Raw genomic sequence first — 17,371 nt, 5'->3', positions numbered from 1 at the left:
CGGATTGTAACGAGCCGCCATTGCTGCCACTACACTGGCCGGATGAGACCCGCAACCTGCGTCCTGTTGGCCCTGCTGGCACTGCCGCTGGCCGCCCAAGCCCAGTGGCAGTGGATCGATGGCAACGGACGCAAGGTGTTCAGCGACCGGCCACCGCCCGCGGATGTTCCGGCGCGCAACATCATCGGCCGGCCGGCAGGCGGCGGCGCTGGCGTGCCGGCGATGGCTGCGCCGCAGGCCCCCGTCCCCGCTGCGCCCGCCTCCGCGCCGCGCGTGGACCGGGCGCTGGAAGAAAAGGCCCGTCAGGCGGAAGAGGCCGAGAAGGCCAAGCGGGCGGAGGCCGAGGCCAAGGCAGCCAAGGCCAGGCAGGACAACTGCGCCCGCGCCCGCCAGGGGCTGGCCACCCTCGACAGCGGCATCCGCATTGCCCGCGTCAATGGCCAGGGCGAACGCGAGATCATGGACGACGCCGCACGCGCGGCCGAACAGCGACGGCTGCAGGGCGTGGTCCAGAGCGATTGCTTGGCGCGCTGAAGTCCGCCGCAGGGATGTGCCGCCGGCGCACCGGCGTCCGCGCTGGCGAAGCCCTGGCCAATGGGCCTCAGTAGCCCGCCTTGGCGCCCTGCCTTCGTTTGGCAAACAGCCCAGCCGTCCGAGAACCTTGCCGTTGAAAGCGTTCGCGCCGCGCCACCTTCGGATCCACCAGCAGAGGGCGGCACAACTCGACGCGGTCTCCAGGACGCAATGGCGTCTCCCAGGGCACTGCTCGCCCCCAGATGCCAGGGCTGGCTTCATGGGCCCAGCCGGGCCACTGCTCGCCCACGGCGCTTGCAGCGGCTGCCTGGCGCAGCGTCGTGCCTTCGGCCAGTTGCAACCGCTGCTCGCCCACCTGTCGCGGCGCGGCCGACCAGCACACGACGATGTCGATCATGCAGCCGGGCCGCCCTCGCCATAGACCTGCTCGGCCCGCTTGACGAAGGCCTCGACCAGCGTCGATGCGATCTTGTCGAACACCGGGCCCACCAGCGCCTGCAGCGCGAAGTTGTCGAAGCCGTAGTTCAGGTCCAGCGTGACGCGGCAAGCCCGTTCACCCTCCTGGCCGACAGGGGCGAACTTCCAGATGCCTTCGAGTTGCGAGAACGGCCCCTTGACGAGCTTGAGTTGCACTTGGCGGCCGGGCACATGGGTGTTGCGCGTGGTGAAGCTCTGACGCATGCCGCCGAAGGCGAGGCCGACTTCGGCCGTCATGCCTGCCTCGTCCTGCTCGATCACCTGGGCCCGGTCGCACCAGGGAAGGAACTCGGGGTAGCGGGCCACATCGGTCACCAGGTCATACATCTCGGTGGCGCTGTACCAGATCAGGACGGACTTATGGACACTTTTCATAGAATCTGCACGTGTGTGCGGGCCGATTGTAGGAATGCCATGCGCCCCCAAATGGAATCCACATGGCCAACAAAAAGCAGGACAACACCAATCCCCGCATCGCCGACAACAAGAAGGCGGCGTACAACTACTTCTTCGAGGAGCGCTACGAGGCCGGCATGGTCCTGGAGGGCTGGGAGGTCAAGGCGCTGCGCGAAGGCAAGGTGCAACTGACCGACGGCTACGTGCTGATCCGCGACGGCGAGATGTTCATCGTCGGCTGCCAGATCAACCCCCTCAAGAGCGCGTCGACCCACGTCAACCCCGACGCCATCCGCACCAAGAAGCTTCTGCTGCACAAGGAAGAGATCCGGCGCCTGACCGGCAAGGTCGAGCAGAAGGGCTACACGCTGGTGCCGCTCAACCTGCACTGGAAGGCCGGCAAGGTCAAATGCGAGATCGCCCTGGCCAAGGGCAAGGCCGAGCACGACAAGCGCGACACCATCAAGGACCGCGAGGGCAAGCGCGAGGTCGAGCGGGCGCTCAAGGTGCACAACCGCTGAGGGCCAGACGGGCGGATGCGCGCCAGCGCGAATCCAGCAGCCGGGCACCGCGCCCGCACACTTTTTTCGGCTCGCCTGGAATAAACCGCGATGCGCTGGCGTTCATGCAGTCAATGAGCGCCTCCCACGCCATCGTCGGCCAGATCCCCGCCCTGCGGCGCTACGCCCGCGCGTTGACGGGCGACGCCTGGGCCGCCGACGATCTGGTGCAGGACACGCTGGAGCGCGCCTGCCACAAGTGGTCGCTGTGGACGCCGGGCACCGATCTGCGGGCTTGGCTGTTCACCCTGATGCACAACCTGCACGCTAGCCAGCTGCGGCGAGCGCCGGCACCCGCGGTGGATATCGACGCGCTGGAAGCGGAACCCGCGGCCATGTCCTCGGCAGCCGACGGATCGCTCGACCTCCAGCGCTGCCTGTTGCTGCTGCCCGACGAACAGCGTGCGGTCCTGCTGCTGGCTGCGCTGGAAGACCTCTCCTATGCCGAGATCGGCCGCGTGCTCGGCGTGCCCATCGGCACCGTGATGTCGCGGCTGTCCCGCGCCCGCGAGCGGCTGCGCCAGCTCATGGATGGCCATCCCCCCGAGCGCGCCGGCGCGGGCCCCAGCGGCCGCCCTGCCCTGCGGCGCCTCAAATGAGCCCCCGACCCGCGCCATGAACCGCCCCGACCCACCGCCAACGCACCACTCCCCCGACGAGGAATGGGATCGCCTGCGCCAGCAGTTGCGGCAGCTGCACGCGCCGGTGCTGGAGGAAGCCCCGCCCGCTGGCCTCCTGGCCGCCGCCAAGGCATTCGAAGAAGCCGTGGCGCGCAAGCGCCGCCAGGCCCAGGCGCTGCGATGGAGCGGCATGGCCGCCGCCCTCGTGCTCGCCTTCGGCGCCGGCTGGTCGGCCAATGGACTGCAAGGTGCAACCGGCGGACACACCATGGCCGCAACCCAGGCGCCGCCCCTGCGTGGCTTCGTCCGCGAAGCCGCGGTGGCCTACAGCCTCTACGTGCCCGAGAAGCGCCACCCTGTCGAAGTCGGGGCCGCGGAGGAGCAGCACCTGGTGCAATGGCTGTCTCGTCGGCTGGATCGGTCCCTGAAACTGCCTGACCTGGTATCGCAAGGCTACGCGCTGGTCGGCGGCCGCCTGCTGCCGGGCACGGCGGGCGCGCGTGCGCAGTTCATGTATCAGAACGCCGAGGGCCAGCGCCTGACGCTCTACCTCGGGCAGCTCGATGCCGGCACACCCGAAGCCAGGGGCGCCGCCTTCCGCTTCGAGGCCGGCCCGCAGCTGTCGACCTTCTATTGGGTGGACGACGGCTTCGGCTATGCGCTGAGCGCGCCCCTCGGCCGCGACCGCCTGCTTGCGCTGGCGCAAACCGTCCATGGGCAGCTGTGAGACAGGCACCGAATTCGCCCTGCGCCTACGCGGCAGGCCCCGACCCCCTTCCTACACTCGTCCCGCTGTCTTTCGTTCAACCAGGAGAACCACATGATTGCCATGAAGAAGACCACCCTGATCGGCGTACCCGCCCTCGCACTGGCTGCGCTGCTGGCCGGCTGCGCCACCACCCCCGCGCCCGACATGCCCACCCGCACCGTGGACGGCGTGCTGATCGGCCCGAACGGCAAGACGCTCTACACCTTCGCCCGCGATGCGCAGAACAGCGGCAAGTCGATGTGCAATGCCCAGTGCGCCGCCAACTGGCCGCCGCTGATGGCCCCGGCCGATCCCAAGCCGATGGGCGGCTACACCATCGTGATGCGCGATGACGGCAGCAAGCAGTGGGCCTACAACGGCTGGCCGCTCTACTACTGGTCCAAGGACGCCAAGCCGGGCGACCGCACCGGCGAAGGCATGCTCAACGGTGCCTGGAAGGTTGCCCGTCCTTGAGAAGAGGCTGAAAAGCGCCGCGGTCGCACTTGAAGGGCGACCAGGTCAACAAAAGCACGAAGGGGGCATTCCGCCCCCTTTTCTTTTGCTGCGCGGCCACGCCGCGCCATTGAGGGTCAGCACGGCCCACGCGCCGCACGCCATCCAAGCCATTCGTTGGCCACCAGCGCACCGATCACCAGCAAGCCACCGCTGAACACCGTCGGCGCCGGCACCTCGCCCGCTCCGACCCAGGCGAGCGCGATGCCGAAGAGCACTTCCAGCAGGGCCAGCAGTGCCACCTCGGGCGCCTTGAGCACGCCCGCGGCCATCATCGACAACATGCACGGAATGGCAAGCTGGAACACGCCCAGAAAGCCCAGCAGCGCCAGGTCGCGTCCGCTGGCCGTGAAGGGCCAGGCCAGCGGCAGCGTGCAGGTGGCCGACACGGCGGCCCCGATGAGCACGGCTGGCAGGAGATCGACGTCAGCCCCGCTGGCATGGGCCTGCTGCACGTTGGTCCAGTGGCAAGCCCCGGCGATGGGCACGCACAGGGCCACCAGCGTGCCCGCCAGCGCGCCGTCGTCGCCGATCTGCGCGCCATACATCCAGGCGATGCCCGCACCGGCCACGGCAATGGCCGCCCAGGTGCGCGCCGGCAGGCGGTGGCCGATGAAGAGGCGCGCCGCCAGGGCCGCGAGCAGCGGCCCGGTAGCCAGCGTGACCAGCACGTTGGCCGTCGTGGTCAGCGTGAGCGCCACCATGAAGGCGGTGAACATCACGCTCCAGCAGGCGCCGGAGATCCAGAGGTGACGTCCGCCCTCGCGCAGGCTGCGCCAGAGGCCACGGCCGCGCCAGGCACCGAGGATCAGCACCATGGCCAGCAGCGTGAAGAAGCTGCGCCAGAAGGTGACCTCGAAGCTGACCGCCCGCTCCAGCTGGCGGGTGACGACGCCAGCCGTCGCCCACATGAGCGTGACCAGCACCATCAGGGCGACAGCGCGCCCATGTGTGAGGCCGCGCCGCGCCGAGCGCGCAGGATCAGGCTTCGCGGCTGGCGCGCTTGCGCTCATGTTCCTTCAGGAAGCGCTTGCGCAGGCGGATGCTCTTGGGCGTGATCTCGACCAGTTCGTCGTCCTCGATGAACTCGACGCCGTATTCGAGCGTCAGGTCGATGGGCGGCGTGATCTTGATCGCGTCTTCCTTGCCGCTGACGCGGAAGTTGGTCAGCTGCTTGGTGCGCGTGGCGTTGACAACCAGGTCGTTGTCGCGGCTGTGGATGCCGACGATCATGCCTTCGTACACCGGATCATTCGCCTTCACGAACATGCGGCCACGGTCGTCCAGCTTGCCCAGGGCGTAGGTGAAGATTTCACCGTCATCCATGGAGATCAGCACACCGTTCTTGCGGCCGCCGATGTCGCCCTTGTGCGGCTCGTAGCTGTCGAAGATGTTGCTGATGAGGCCCGAGCCGCGCGTCAGGTTCAGGAACTCGTTGGTGAAGCCGATCAGGCCGCGCGCCGGAATGCGGTATTCCAGGCGCACACGGCCGCGGCCGTCCGGCTCCATGTTGACCAGCTCGCCCTTGCGCTCGCCCAGGGCCTGCATCACGCCGCCCTGGTGGCCTTCCTCGATGTCGGCCGTCACCAGCTCGATGGGCTCGTGACGCTCGCCATCAATCGTCTTGAAGACCACGCGCGGCTTGGAGACGGCCATTTCATAGCCCTCGCGGCGCATGTTCTCCAGCAGGATGGTCAGGTGCAGTTCGCCGCGGCCCATGACCTCGAACACGCCTTCCTCGTCCGTCTCGTTCACGCGCAGCGCGACGTTGTGCTGCAGTTCCTTCTGCAGGCGGTCCCAGATCTGACGGCTGGTCACGAACTTGCCTTCGCGGCCGGCCAGCGGGCTGGTGTTGACGCAGAAGTTCATGGTCAGGGTGGGCTCGTCCACCTTGAGCATGGGCAGCGGCATCGGGTTGGCCGGGTCGGTCACCGTGACGCCGATGCCGATGTCGGCGATGCCGTTGATCAGCACGATGTCGCCGGGGCCGGCCTCGGTGGCCTGAACGCGGTCCAGGCCCTGGAAGGTCAGCACCTGGTTGACGCGGCCCTTGTAGCTCTTGCCGTCCGGGCCTTCGCACACGAGCACGTCCTGCATGGGCTTGAGCGTGCCCTGGCTGATGCGGCCCACGCCGATGCGGCCCACGAAGGTGGAGAAGTCGAGCGCCGAGATCTGCAGCTGCAGCGGCGCAGACGGGTCGCCCTTCTGCGACGGCACGTGCTTGAGCACGGTGTCGAACAGGGCCGACATGTCGGGGCCCCACTGCTCGCCCGGCGCACCCTCTTCCAGCGAGGACCAGCCGTTGATGCCCGAGGCATAAACGACCGGGAAGTCCAGCTGCTCGTCGGTCGCGCCCAGCTTGTCGAACAGGTCGAAGGCGGCGTTCACCACCTTGTCGGGGTTGGCGCCGGGCTTGTCCACCTTGTTGACCACGACGATGGGCTTGAGGCCGAGGGCGAGGGCCTTCTTGGTCACGAAGCGCGTCTGCGGCATCGGGCCTTCCTGCGCATCGATCAGCAGCAGCACGCCGTCCACCATGGACAGCGCCCGCTCCACCTCGCCGCCGAAGTCCGCGTGGCCGGGGGTGTCGACGATGTTGATGTGGGTGCCCTTCCAGCTCACGGCGCAGTTCTTCGCCAGGATGGTGATGCCCCGTTCCTTTTCGATGGCGTTGTTGTCCATCACCGTGTCGACCACCTTCTCGTGGTCGGCGAAGGTGCCGGACTGGCGCAGCAGCTGGTCCACCATGGTGGTCTTGCCGTGGTCGACGTGGGCGATGATGGCGATGTTGCGGATCTGTCGGGTCATGGTGTCGTTACCTCCTGCGAGGGCTCTGGTGACTTTGAATGGGTTTGCAATAGGGTCTGCTGGATTTCGAGCGGGCTCAGCAGTCGCCCGGGAATCAATTCGCCGGCCTTCACATGGGCACTGCCCAGGAAGGCTTTGGGCTGTGCGCCAAAGACGGCCACCGCCTCGGCATCGGTCCAGTGGCCACGCCGGCGCATGCCGGACAGGAAGCGACCAGCATCGTCCGTGCCCAGCGTGACGGGCACATGGCCGGCCACGAGCGCATCAGTGGGCAGCAGTGCTTCGAGGCGCTGCGCGTCGTCCATGGCCTCCAGCGCCTGCAGCGACACGCACTGGTGGGCCGCGAAGGGTCCGGTGCGAGTGCGGCGCAGGGCCGTCAGGTGGCCGCCGCAGCCCAGCGCCGCGCCGATGTCGGCGCCCAGCGTTCGGATGTAGGTGCCTTTGGAGCACTGCACCGCCAGGCGCAGGAAGGGCTCCGGCCCCTCCAGTTGTGCGTCGAGCAGCGTCAGCGCATGGATCACGACCGCGCGCGGCTCGCGCTCCAGCACGATGCCTTGCCGGGCGTATTCATAGAGCGCCTTGCCGTCCTTCTTGAGGGCGCTGTGCATCGGCGGCACCTGCGAGATGGGTCCGCGAAAGCGCACCAGCACCGCCTGCACTTGCTCGGGCGTGCAGTCGACCGGCTGCTCGCTGGTCACCTCGCCCTCGGCATCGCCCGTGCTCGTCGTGCGGCCCAGGCGGACCGTGGTCTCGTAGCACTTGTCGGCGTCCAGATGCAGCTGGCTGAACTTGGTGGCAGCGCCGAAGCACAGCGGCAGCACGCCGGTCGCAAGCGGATCCAGCGTGCCGGTGTGGCCGGCCTTTTCGGCGCGCAGCAGCCATTTGGCCTTCTGCAGCGCCTGGTTGCTGGACAGGCCCAGCGGCTTGTCGAGCAGCAACACCCCATGCACAGGGCGCCGCTGCACCCTGACACGGGATGGCGACGTCATCGGTCTACTCTTCTTTCGAGCGCGAGGACACCGCCTTGGCGATCAAGGCGTTCATGTCCGCCGCACGCTCGGTGGTGCGATCGAACACGAAATGCAGCGTCGGCACGGTGTGAATGTGCAGCCGCTTGAACAGGCCGTTGCGCAGGAAGCCGGCAGCCTGGTTCAAGGCCTCCTGCGTCTCCTGCGGATCACCCACCAGCAGGCTGAAGAACACCTTGGCGTGGGCATAGTCGGGCGTGACCTCGACGGCCTGCAGGGTGACCATGCCCACGCGCGGATCCTTCAGCTCGCGGGCGATCAGCTCCGACAGATCGCGCTGGATCTGGTCCGCGACCTTGAAGCCGCGGTTGGGGACGGATGACTTCTTCGCTGGCATGGCGTAGGGACCTCTGACCGGCGCTTACAGCGTCCGGGCGATTTCTTTGATCTCGAAGAGCTCCAGCTGATCACCCTCGCGGATGTCGTTGTAGTTCTTGAGCTTGATACCGCACTCGAAGCCTTCGCGCACTTCCTTGACGTCGTCCTTCATGCGCTTGAGCGAATCGAGCTCGCCGGTGTAGATCACCACGTTGTCGCGCAGCAGGCGGAAGTGGGCGTCGCGCTTAACCACGCCGTCCAGCACATACGAGCCGGCCACCGTACCGATCTTCGTGGCCACGAACACCGTGCGGATCTCGGCGTGGCCGATGACCTCTTCGCGACGCTCGGGCGCCAGCATGCCGGCCATCGCAGTCTTCAGCTCGTCCACGGCGTCGTAGATGATGCTGTAGTACTTGATGTCCACGCCATTGCCTTCGGCGAGCTTGCGCGCGCCCGAATCGGCACGCACGTTGAAGCCGATGACGATGCCCTTGGAGGCGATCGCCAGGTTGACGTCCGACTCGCTGATGCCGCCGACACCAGCGTACACCACCTGCACGCGCACCTCTTCGTTGCTCAGCTTGAGCAGCGACTGCGACAGCGCTTCCTGCGAGCCCTGCACGTCCGCCTTGATGATGATCGGCAGCGTCTTGACCTCGCCGGCCGTCATCTCGGAGAACATGTTCTCCAGCTTGGCGGCCTGCTGACGGGCCAGCTTGGTGTTGCGGAACTTGCCCGCACGGTAGGTGGCGATCTCGCGCGCACGGCGCTCGTCGGCCATGACCATGAAATCGTCGCCGGCCTGCGGCACCTCGGTCAGACCCTGGATCTCCACCGGGATGGAGGGACCGGCCGACTTGGTGTTCTTGCCGTCTTCGTCGGTCATGGCACGGACACGGCCGAAGGTCGCGCCCGCCAGCACCACGTCGCCCACCTTGAGCGTGCCCGACTGCACCAGCACCGTGGCCACGGGGCCGCGGCCCTTGTCCAGCTGGGCTTCGATCACCAGACCCTTGGCGGCGGCATCCACCGGCGCCTTGAGCTCCAGCACTTCGGCCTGCAGCAGCACCTGCTCCAGAAGCTCGTCGATGCCCTTGCCGGTCTTTGCCGAGACCTCGACGAAGGGCGAGTCGCCGCCAAATTCTTCCGGCACCACCTCTTCGGCCACCAGCTCGCTGCGCACGCGCTCGGAGTTGGCGTCGGGCTTGTCGATCTTGTTGATCGCCACCACGATCGGCACCTTCGCCGCCTTGGCATGCTTGATGGCTTCCTTGGTCTGGGGCATGACGCCGTCGTCCGCCGCCACCACCAGGATGACGATGTCGGTGGCCTGCGCACCACGGGCACGCATGGCCGTGAAGGCCTCGTGGCCCGGGGTGTCCAGGAAGGACACCATGCCGCGCGGCGTCTCGACGTGGTAGGCGCCGATGTGCTGCGTGATGCCGCCGGCCTCGCCCGCCGCCACCTTGGTGGTGCGGATGCGGTCCAGCAGCGAGGTCTTGCCGTGGTCGACGTGACCCATGACGGTGACCACCGGTGCCCGCGGCAGCGCGTCGGCCGCTGCGGCTTGCACTTCTTCCTCGGTGAAGGCTTCGGGATCGTCCAGCGCGGCCACGACGGCCTTGTGGCCCATTTCCTCGACGAGGATCATGGCCGTGTCCTGGTCCAGCGACTGGTTGATGGTCGCCATCTGGCCCAGCTTCATCAGCTGCTTGATCACCTCGGAGGCCTTGATGGCCATCTTGTGCGCGAGCTCGGAGACGGTGATCGTCTCGGGCACATGCACTTCGATGATGCGTTGCTCGACCGGTGCCGACTGTTGCGGCGAGTCGTCGCGATCACCGCCGCCACGGCGGCTGCGGGGCCCGCTGCGCCAGTTGTTGCGGCCCACGCCGCCGCTGGCATCGCCGCGGGTCTTGATTTCCTTCTTCTTGGCGTTGTCGTTCGCCCAGCTGGAGGACAGCTTGGCCGACTTGACCTCCTTGCCGGCGCCAGGCGCGGCAGCCGGCGCGGCCGTCGTGCCAGCAGGACGCGTGCCGGTACCGGTGGCAGGCTTGTGCAGCGTGCCCTTGACGGCCGGCTTGGCCTCGACGGGCTTCGGCTCTTCCTTCTTGGCGACGAGCACGCGCTTGGGCGCGTTCATCATCTGGCGGATGGCCTCGGCCTCGGCCAGGGCCTTGCGGCGGCGCTCGTCCAGGTCGCGGGCACGGGCGGCCTCGGCGTCGGCGGCCGCCTTGGATTCGGCGGCGGCCTTGGCGCGCGCCTCTTCGCGGGCGTCCTCGCGGGCCTTCTCGGCAGCGGCGCGGTCGGCAGCGACCTTGTCGGCGCTGGCCTTCGCGGCGGCTGCGGCATCGGCTTCAGCCTGGGCGCGGGCACTGGGTGACGACGCCACGCGGGCCTGGTGCGCGGCGGCGTTCAGCGCGGCAGCCTCGGCGCGCGCACGCTCGACCTGCACCTCGCGATCACGGCGGGTACGGTCCACGGCGTCCACGGCATCGGCCTTTGCACGGGCAGCCGCCTCTTCAGCGTCTTCTCTTGCTTGGCGCTCGCGCTCGGCAGCCTCGGCCGCCTCACGCTCGGCGCGCTGCCGGGCGAGTTCCTCTTCCTGCCGGCGCAAGGCCTCGGCGGCCTGACGGGCCTCCTCCTCGCGGCGGGCCAGCTCGGCCGCACGGCGGGCGAGTTCGGCCTCTTCCTCCTGCTGCGCGGCGGCGTTGTCGACCGGCGCATCGTCGCGCTGCATGAAGGTGCGCTTCTTGCGCACCTCCACCTGGATCGTGCGCGCACGGCCCAGGGCGTCGGCCTGCTTGATTTCGCTGGTCGATTTCTTGGTCAGCGTGATCTTCTTGCGCTCAGGCGGCGCGGCAGTGCCATGGCTCGCCTTGAGGTGGCTGAGCAGGCGCTGCTTGTCGCCCTCGGTGAGGGCATCCGAAGCGGCAGACTTGGCCACGCCGGCGCTGCGGAGTTGGTCAAGCAAGGTTTCGGGCGTCTTCTTGAGTTCTTGTGCGAACTCTGCAACGGTAGTGCTGGACATAGGATCTGGTGCCTCCCATCACATCACTCTTGCGCGCCGTCGAACCAATGTTCGCGTGCCTTGAGGATGAGGGACTTTGCTTCGTCGGCGGTCTGGCCGGTGATTTCGGTGAGTTCGTCGACGGCGAGGTCGGCCAGGTCGTCGCGGGTGTGGATGCCGGCTTCCGCCAGCTTGCCGATCAGTTCGGGCGTCAGGCCTTCCAGGTCGCGCAGGTTCTGCGACACGGCCTCCACCTTCTCCTCGCGGGCGATCTCCATCGTGAGCAGCACGTCCTTGGCACGGGCGCGCAATTCGTTGACGGTATCTTCGTCGAAGGCCTCGATCTCGAGCATCTCGGCGATGGGCACGTAGGCCACCTCTTCCAGGCTGGAGAAGCCTTCCTGGATCAGGATGTCGGCGATTTCTTCATCGACATCCAGCTTCTCCATGAAGAGCTGGCGCGTGACGGCGGTTTCCTCGGCCTGTTTCTGGGCCGATTCGTTCGCGTCCATGATGTTGATCTTCCAGCCCGTGAGCTCGGAGGCGAGCCGCACGTTCTGGCCGCCGCGGCCGATGGCGATGGCGAGGTTTTCCTCGTCCACCACCACGTCCATGGCGTGCTTCTCTTCATCGACGACGATGGACTGCACGTTGGCCGGGGCCAGCGCGCCGATGACGAACTGGGCCGGATCCTCCGACCACAGCACGATGTCCACGCGCTCGCCGGCGAGCTCGTTGGTCACGGCGTTGACACGGGTGCCGCGCACGCCGACGCAGGTACCGATGGGGTCCACGCGCTTGTCGTGGCTCAGCACGGCGATCTTGGCGCGGCTGCCGGGGTCGCGGGCGCAGCTCTTGATCTCGAGCAGGCCCTGCTCGATCTCGGGCACTTCGTTGCGGAAGAGCTCCATCATGAACTCCGGCGCCGAGCGCGACAGGATGATCGGCGCGCCACGCAGCGTCAGGTCGACCTCCATGATCATGGCCCGCACGCGGTCGCCATTGCGCAGGTTTTCCTTGGGGATCATCTCGCCGCGGCGCAGGCGCCCCTCGACCCGGCCGGACTCGACGATGATGTCGCCCTTGTCCATGCGCTTGACGGTGCCGGTGAAGATTCGCTCGCCGCGCGACATGAAGTCGTTGAGCAGCATCTCGCGTTCGGCGTCGCGGATCTTCTGCAGGATGACCTGCTTGGCGGCCATGGCGCCGATGCGGCCGATGGGCAGTGACTCGACGGGCTCCTCGATGTATTCGTCGACCTGGATGTCCGCCACTTCTTCCTTGGCTTCGAACAGCAGGATTTCCTGGTCGGGTAGCTGCAGGCCGGCCTCGTCGGGCACGACGTGCCAGCGGCGGAAGGTTTCATAGGCGCCGGTGTCGCGGTCGATGGCCACACGGATGTCCACATCGCCCGGATACAGCTTCTTGGTCGCCTGTGCCAGGGCGGATTCCACGGCGGCGAAGACGACGTCGCGCTCGACGTTCTTCTCGCGCGAGATCGCATCCACCAGCATCAACATTTCGCGATTCATTCGATGACCCTACTGTTCGTTCTTGTCACTGCGGCGTCGCCGCGCCGCTCTTGGGCTTGCGCCCCTTGAAATCCACGATGGGGGCGAGTCGCGCCTCGCGCAACTCGTCCAGGGTGAAACCCAGCGCCTGCAGCGTGGCGGGCGCGCGCTTCTTGCTGATCTTCTGGCCCGGCTTGGCGGGCGTGGGCTCGTCGCTCCAGACGATCTGCCAGCCATGGCTGCCGTCGGCCGCCTCCACGCGCTCGAGCGTGCCGCGGAACTTCTTGCGGTTGGCGCTGACCTGGCCGGCGGCCGCCTGGCCCATGGGCGCCTTGAGCACGATGTCGATGACCTCGCCCACGAAACGCTCGAAATCGCGGTCGTGGCGAAGGGGGCGGTCGATGCCGGGCGAGGAGACCTCGAGCCGCTGGTAGTCGACGCCTTCGACCTCGAGGGTGTATTGCAACTGGCGGGTGACCTTCTCGCAGTCCTCGACGGTCACGAAGGCTTCTTCAACGCCTTCGGCAACGGGGCCCGCCCAGGGCAGATCGATCGTGACACGCAGCAGCCCACCGGCCGAGCGCTCGATCTCGACCAAGTCGTAACCCAGCCCAGACACTGTCTGGGCTACCGTTTTTTCTACCGTCTGCTGCAATGCCACCGTTCGCGTGCGTCCTTCTGACTGAGAGCCCTGGCCGATCTTTGCTGCCGCACCAGAACCGAAGGCCTGCCGGACGGCAGTGCATCCGGCGGGCCTGAACATCAAGTACCCGAGGCGGCGAAGAAGGGGGGACAACCAAAAAAAAAGGGCGGTGAGTACCCGCCCGTTTGGTCGTGAGCCTCCGATTATAGGGAATTTGTGTCGCAATTGCACCTGCTGCGCAGCAGGGCGGCCAACACTCACGCAGAAAGGCAAATAGGAGCCCGAATGGCCGCTCTTTCCTTTCGCATTCCTTGCCGTACCGAGCGCGCCGGATTCAGCGCCCTCGCCCCTTGGATGCAGTGCGGTGCCAGACGATCACGAACAGCAAAGCCCCCAGCATCAGCGCTGCCGCAGCCACCCACAGTGCCGGCGCAAAGCTGCCCCAGCGCTGCGCCACCGGTGCGGCGAAGAGCGGCCCCACGATCTGCCCCAGTCCGTAGGAGGCCGTGGCATAGCCGATCAGTCCGGCCGCGGCATTGCCGCGCAACCGGCGCGCCTCCCGCACCGCGAACAGGGTGACCGCGGTGAAAGGCAGGCCCAGGAGCATGCTGCCGACCGCAAAGCCCGTGATCGTCGGCCACGTCACCGACAGCAGGACACCCAGCGCCTGCATGACATAGCCACTGGCGAGCAGCAACCGATTGTCCCAGTGCTGCGGTGCCCGGCCGCCGATCAGCACCCCCGGCACCACGGCCAGCCCGAAAAGCGGCCAGAACAGGTCGGGCCAGGTCGAGCCCGGCAACGCCTGCCGGGCGATGACCGGCAGGAAGGTCGCCGTGATGATGTAGCCGAAGCCCGCCAGGCCGTAGAGCCCGACCAGCCAGGCCGCCTCGGCGCCGCCGCTGGCCGCGGCCGGCGGGATGGGCGAAGCCGCTGCGGACGCAGGCACTCCCTCGCGCCCATCGTCGAAAACACGCCACACCAGCGCAATCAAGGCCATGGCCAAGCCGCCATATACGCACCAGGCGATCGAAGCCCCCCAACGCCCTGCCGGCCCACCCAGGAAGCCCGTGATCGCAATGCCCAGGCCCGGCCCCGCATAGATGACGCCCCCCAGTCCGGGCGCATGCGCCTCGGCCAGGCGGCGCGCACCCCATCCGCTGGCAAAGACGAAGACCCAGGCGCTCGCGAGCCCGGCCGCCGTGCGCAAGGTGGCCCAGGCGGCAAAGCCATGCAGCAACCCCATGCCGACCAGCAGCGCGGCCGTGGCCATCAGCCCCCCGCGAACCAGCGTGCGCGCAGGCGCACACAGCCAGGCGCTGGACAAGGCGCCGAGGAAATAGCCCAGGTAGTTGAGCGAGGCCAGCACGCCGCCCGCCTGCAGATCGATCTGTCCCTCGCCGAGCATGACCGGCAGCATGGGCGTGAAGGCGAAACGGCCCAGACCCATGGCGACCGCCAGCGCCACCATGCAACCCAGGGCGGCGCGCCAGGCCTGGGCGCTTTCGGAGCGCGGGCCGCCCTGGCCGGCGCCGCTCACGTGGAATGCCCCATCAGCGCCGCGGAGACGAGCTGACGGGTATAGGCATGGACCGGTGCGCCGAGCACGGCATCGACCGGCCCCTGCTCGACGATGCGGCCATCCTTCATGACGACCACGCGATGCGCCATCGCCTGGACGACCTCGACGTCGTGCGTGATGAGCAGGTAGGCCAGGCCCTGCTCGCGCTGCAGCCGCTGCAACAGGGCCAGCACCTGCTTCTGGATGGTGACGTCCAGCGCGCTGGTGGGCTCGTCCAGCACCAGCAGGCGCGGCTGCACGATCAGCGCGCGCGCAATGGCGATGCGCTGGCGCTGTCCGCCCGAGAACTCGTGCGGATAGCGCGACAGCAACTGCGGGAACTGCGCTTCTTCGAGCCCGACTTCTGCGAGCGCCTGCACGACCCGCGCATGCCGTTGCGGCGCCTGCAGTTCGGGGGCGTGGACCGACATGCCCTCCCCCACGATCTGCGCCACCGTCATGCGCGGCGACAGCGACGAAAAAGGATCCTGGAACACGGCCTGCACCTGCCGCCGCAGCGCCCGGTCGGCCCTGGCGCCGCGGCGCCACGCCAGCCCGGCCACGCGCATCTCGCCCGCAAAGGGCAGCAAGCCCAGTGCAGCCAACGCCAAGGTCGACTTGCCGGATCCGGACTCGCCGACGACGCCCAGCGTCTCGCCGGGTCGGATCAGAAGGTCGGCGTCCTGCACCGCGACGAACCGGTCGCGGCCGAACCAGCCGCGAACGCCCGGACGCGGCACGGGATAGCTGACCGCGACCTCGCGGGCCGACAGCACCGGCGCTTCGTCGCCCTTCGCCGGCACCTCGGCCACGCGCCGCTCGGGCCGGCTGTCGATCAGCTTGCAGGTGTAGGGATGCCGCGGCGCGTCGAAGACCTGCCGCACACTCCCCTGCTCCACCATGCGCCCATGCTCCATCACGGCCACACGGTCGGCAAAGCGCCGCACGAGGTTGAGGTCGTGCGTGATCATCAGCACCGCCATGCCATGGCGCTGCTGAAGGGTGTCGAGCAGGTCGAGGATCTGCACGCGCAAGGTGACGTCCAGTGCCGTCGTTGGCTCGTCGGCGAGCAGCAGCCGCGGCTTGCAGGCCAGCGCCATGGCGATCATGGCGCGCTGGCGCTGCCCGCCCGACAGCTGATGCGGAAAGGCGCGCGCGCGCCGCGCCGGCTCCGGCACGCCGGTGTCGGCCAGCAGTTGCACGGCCGCCTCATGGGCGGAGCGGGCGTCGAGGCCTTCGTGCAGCCGCAGCACCTCGGCGATCTGGTCGCCCACCGGGTAGAGCGGGTTCAGGGCCGTCATCGGCTCCTGGAAGATCATGGCGATCTCGCGGCCACGGATGCCGCGCAACGCGCGTTCGGGCAGCGCCAGCAGATCGCGCGGCGGATCGCCCGCCAGCCGGGCCTCGCCGCTGACCTGCGCATCGGGCAGCAGACGCAGCAGACTGAGCGCCGTGACGGTCTTGCCCGAACCGGACTCGCCCACCAGCGCCAGCTTCTCGCCCGGTGCCAGCTCGAAGTCGACGCCATGCACCACCGGTTTGCCGTCGAACGCGATGCGCAGGTTGTTCACACGAAGAAGCGCTTCGGTCATGAATCAGGCCTTCCGCGGATCCATGGCGTCGCGCAGCGCGTCACCCATGAAGGTGAGCAACATCAGCGTCACCACCAGCACACCGAAGGTGGACAGCGAGATCCACCAGGCGTCGATGTTGGCCTTGCCCTGGTTGAGCAGTTCGCCCAGGGACGGCGTGCCCGGTGGCACCCCGAGGCCGAGGAAGTCCAGCGAGGTCAGCGCCAGGATGGCCGCGCTCATGCGAAAGGGCAGGAAGGTCACCACCGGCACCAGGCTATTGGGCAGGATGTGTCGCCACATGATGGCCAGGTTGCCCACGCCCAGGGCGCGGGCCGCGCGCACATAGTCCATCTGTCGGTTACGCAGGAACTCGGCCCGCACATAGTCCGACAGTCCCATCCAGCCGAAGAGCGAGAGCAGCACCAGCAAGAGCGCCACGCTGGGCGCGAAGATCGCGCTGAAGATGATCAGCAGGTAGAGCTCGGGCATGGAGCCCCAGATCTCGATGAAGCGCTGGAAGGCCAGGTCGGTCCTGCCGCCGAAGAAGCCCTGGATGGCGCCGGTGATCACGCCGAGCACCACGCCGATGGCTGTTAGCGCCAGCGCGAACAGCACGCTCACCCTGAAGCCGTAGATGAGCTGTGCCAAGAGGTCGCGGCCGCGGTCGTCGGTGCCCAGCAGGTTCTCGGACGAGGGCGCAGCCGGGTTCGGCCGGCTGGCGAAGTAGTTCAGGGTGCGGGGCCCGTACGGGTTCGGCGCGTACAACGCCCAGTTGCCCCCCTGCGTGATGCGCTCACGGATGAATGGGTCGAGGTAGTCGGCCGGTGTCTCGAAGTCGCCGCCGAAGGTCTTCTCGGAATAGTCGGTCAGCACCGGAAAATAGAGCTGGCCGTCGTAGCGCACCACCAGCGGCCGGTCGGACGACAGCACCTCGGCGAAGAGGCTCAGCACCACCAGCACGGTGAACAGCACCAGGCTGACGAAGCCCAGCCGGTTGCGGCGAAAGCGCCGCCAGGCACGGCGCCCTGGCGACAAGGGAACGGAAGGCGCGGAGGTGTCGCTCATGC

17 protein-coding genes are annotated in these 17,371 nt (G+C 67.9%); 5 read left to right on the top strand and 12 right to left on the bottom strand.

What is annotated here, in order from left to right:
- The first annotated feature begins 42 nt into the window (after positions 1-42).
- Positions 43-534, top strand: a complete 492-nt coding sequence (locus ABIC63_RS05635) for a DUF4124 domain-containing protein (RefSeq protein ID WP_294365060.1) — start codon at positions 43-45, stop codon at positions 532-534.
- Between the two features lie 67 nt (positions 535-601).
- On the opposite strand, the gene ABIC63_RS05630 is transcribed toward ABIC63_RS05635, so the two are convergent.
- A complete protein-coding gene (locus ABIC63_RS05630; RefSeq protein ID WP_354318992.1) occupies positions 602-931 on the bottom strand; it encodes an RnfH family protein in 330 nt (109 codons plus the stop codon).
- The gene (locus ABIC63_RS05625; protein WP_354318991.1) at positions 928-1,386 is read right to left on the bottom strand and encodes a type II toxin-antitoxin system RatA family toxin; all 459 of its coding nucleotides are present in this window, start codon (positions 1,384-1,386) and stop codon (positions 928-930) included. The genes ABIC63_RS05630 and ABIC63_RS05625 overlap by 4 nt, the downstream gene beginning before the upstream one ends.
- A 62-nt stretch (positions 1,387-1,448) precedes the next feature.
- Between ABIC63_RS05625 and smpB the strand changes: the two genes are divergently transcribed.
- The 4 genes from smpB to ABIC63_RS05605 all read left to right on the top strand — a co-directional run bounded on the left by smpB (position 1,449) and on the right by ABIC63_RS05605 (position 3,809).
- The gene (gene smpB / locus ABIC63_RS05620) at positions 1,449-1,928 is read left to right on the top strand and encodes an SsrA-binding protein SmpB (RefSeq protein ID WP_294365049.1); all 480 of its coding nucleotides are present in this window, start codon (positions 1,449-1,451) and stop codon (positions 1,926-1,928) included.
- Between the two features lie 113 nt (positions 1,929-2,041).
- Positions 2,042-2,566 (top strand): sigma-70 family RNA polymerase sigma factor, encoded by a 525-nt coding sequence (locus ABIC63_RS05615; protein WP_294365046.1) that lies wholly within the window; start codon positions 2,042-2,044, stop codon positions 2,564-2,566.
- Positions 2,567-2,582: 16 nt separating this feature from the next.
- Positions 2,583-3,314: an anti-sigma factor family protein gene (locus ABIC63_RS05610; protein WP_354318990.1), complete on the top strand. Its 732-nt coding sequence runs from the start codon at positions 2,583-2,585 to the stop codon at positions 3,312-3,314.
- 102 nt (positions 3,315-3,416) lie between these two features.
- Positions 3,417-3,809 (top strand): COG4315 family predicted lipoprotein, encoded by a 393-nt coding sequence (locus ABIC63_RS05605; protein ID WP_294365040.1) that lies wholly within the window; start codon positions 3,417-3,419, stop codon positions 3,807-3,809.
- A 116-nt stretch (positions 3,810-3,925) separates the two neighbouring features.
- On the opposite strand, the gene ABIC63_RS05600 is transcribed toward ABIC63_RS05605, so the two are convergent.
- From ABIC63_RS05600 to ABIC63_RS05555, 10 genes are all read right to left on the bottom strand, one after another.
- A complete protein-coding gene (locus ABIC63_RS05600; RefSeq protein ID WP_294365037.1) occupies positions 3,926-4,777 on the bottom strand; it encodes a DMT family transporter in 852 nt (283 codons plus the stop codon).
- A gap of 52 nt (positions 4,778-4,829) precedes the next feature.
- The gene (typA, locus tag ABIC63_RS05595; RefSeq protein WP_294365034.1) at positions 4,830-6,656 is read right to left on the bottom strand and encodes a translational GTPase TypA; all 1,827 of its coding nucleotides are present in this window, start codon (positions 6,654-6,656) and stop codon (positions 4,830-4,832) included.
- A complete protein-coding gene (truB, locus tag ABIC63_RS05590; RefSeq protein ID WP_294365031.1) occupies positions 6,653-7,645 on the bottom strand; it encodes a tRNA pseudouridine(55) synthase TruB in 993 nt (330 codons plus the stop codon). The genes typA and truB overlap by 4 nt, the downstream gene beginning before the upstream one ends.
- A gap of 4 nt (positions 7,646-7,649) precedes the next feature.
- Complete coding sequence (gene rbfA, locus ABIC63_RS05585) at positions 7,650-8,021, bottom strand: 30S ribosome-binding factor RbfA (protein ID WP_114804132.1); 372 nt, start codon at positions 8,019-8,021, stop codon at positions 7,650-7,652.
- Between the two features lie 24 nt (positions 8,022-8,045).
- Positions 8,046-11,036 (bottom strand): translation initiation factor IF-2, encoded by a 2,991-nt coding sequence (gene infB, locus ABIC63_RS05580; protein ID WP_294365026.1) that lies wholly within the window; start codon positions 11,034-11,036, stop codon positions 8,046-8,048.
- A gap of 23 nt (positions 11,037-11,059) precedes the next feature.
- Positions 11,060-12,547, bottom strand: coding sequence for a transcription termination factor NusA (gene nusA / locus ABIC63_RS05575; protein ID WP_294365023.1), 1,488 nt, complete (start codon positions 12,545-12,547; stop codon positions 11,060-11,062).
- A 25-nt stretch (positions 12,548-12,572) separates the two neighbouring features.
- Positions 12,573-13,187, bottom strand: a complete 615-nt coding sequence (rimP, locus tag ABIC63_RS05570) for a ribosome maturation factor RimP (RefSeq protein WP_294365019.1) — start codon at positions 13,185-13,187, stop codon at positions 12,573-12,575.
- 316 nt (positions 13,188-13,503) lie between these two features.
- On the bottom strand, positions 13,504-14,640 hold the full coding sequence (locus tag ABIC63_RS05565) for a YbfB/YjiJ family MFS transporter (RefSeq protein ID WP_354319037.1): 1,137 nt from the start codon (positions 14,638-14,640) through the stop codon (positions 13,504-13,506).
- A gap of 65 nt (positions 14,641-14,705) precedes the next feature.
- On the bottom strand, positions 14,706-16,322 hold the full coding sequence (locus tag ABIC63_RS05560) for an ABC transporter ATP-binding protein (protein ID WP_354318989.1): 1,617 nt from the start codon (positions 16,320-16,322) through the stop codon (positions 14,706-14,708).
- Between the two features lie 3 nt (positions 16,323-16,325).
- Positions 16,326-17,369, bottom strand: a complete 1,044-nt coding sequence (locus ABIC63_RS05555; RefSeq protein ID WP_294365014.1) for an ABC transporter permease — start codon at positions 17,367-17,369, stop codon at positions 16,326-16,328.
- Positions 17,370-17,371: the final 2 nt, after the last annotated feature.

This window comes from Pseudacidovorax sp. 1753 (assembly GCF_040544975.1).
In the GTDB taxonomy this organism is placed as follows: Bacteria; Pseudomonadota; Gammaproteobacteria; order Burkholderiales; family Burkholderiaceae_C; genus Xenophilus.
The sequence above is the reverse complement of the archived record's forward strand: the minus strand, read 5'-3'. Positions and strand labels throughout refer to the sequence as shown.